Below are 915 nucleotides of genomic sequence, written 5' to 3' on the forward strand. Positions count from 1 at the left end.
GCGCCCGCGGGCGGCCGACCACGAACTGCACCAGCACGGCATCGCCGACATACTTGTCCACCAGGCCGCCCTGCTCGGCCACCGCGGCCTGGGCGGCCGCCCGGACGGCGAGCAAGGCGGTCACCATCGCCTCGGGCGGATGCTCCCGGCTCAAGCTGGAGAAGCCGCGGATGTCGAGCACCATCAGGCAGGCATGGCGCCGGTGGATGCCCATGGCGGCGTTGGCGTCCTCGGCGGCGAGGTCGAGGGCGACCGTGTCGGGCACGAAGCGCGCGAGCTGGGCGCGCTCGTGCTCCATGCGCAGGGCCCGGGTGACCGCTTCGCGCAGGCGGGTCATGCCGTCCACCACGAGCAGCCCGGCCGCCACGAAGGTGGCGAGCCCGGTGACCTGCGCGGTCGGGAAGGAATCCGGCCCCGGAAACAGGCCGGGATCAACCAGCCCGACCAGGAAGGCCGCGCTCCAGCACGCCGTCACCACCCCGCAGAACAGCATGGTCTGGGCCACCCGCATGCTCAGGCCGGTCTGGAGCAGGAGCAGAAAGGCCGGCAGGCGGCTCACCGCGTCGGCGCCGAGGCCGGCCCCGCCGCCGGCCAGCATGTGCTCGATGATCACGTAGACGGCGAGCCCGGCATTGAGCAGCGTCCCGGCCCAGCTGTAGGCCGCCGCGGCGGGGCCGCCGCCCCGCTCCCCGAGCCCGAACCAGATCGTGCCGACGCCGTAGAGGCCGAGGATGAACCAGTGGCTGAAGGCGTGCAGCGAGCCGTCATAGGCCTGCGCCGCCATCAGCAGCACCAGCACGATCACGATCCGCAGCCCGAGCAGTCGCAGGCCGCCGCCCGCCTGCATGGCGCGCAGGACCGCGGCGTCGTCCTGGGCCGCCTCCGCCTTGCGCGCGGAGAGGTCCCGGGCGGGCC

At 74.1% G+C, this 915-nt stretch carries 1 protein-coding gene; it reads right to left on the reverse strand.

Translation table 11 applies throughout. The annotated features are described in order from the left end of the window. On the reverse strand, positions 1-915 hold a 915-nt coding region (locus FV228_RS30990; protein ID WP_147857892.1), incomplete at both ends, for an adenylate/guanylate cyclase domain-containing protein.

It is taken from the genome of Methylobacterium sp. WL18 (assembly GCF_008040015.1).
GTDB classification, from domain to species: domain Bacteria; phylum Pseudomonadota; class Alphaproteobacteria; order Rhizobiales; family Beijerinckiaceae; genus Methylobacterium; species Methylobacterium mesophilicum.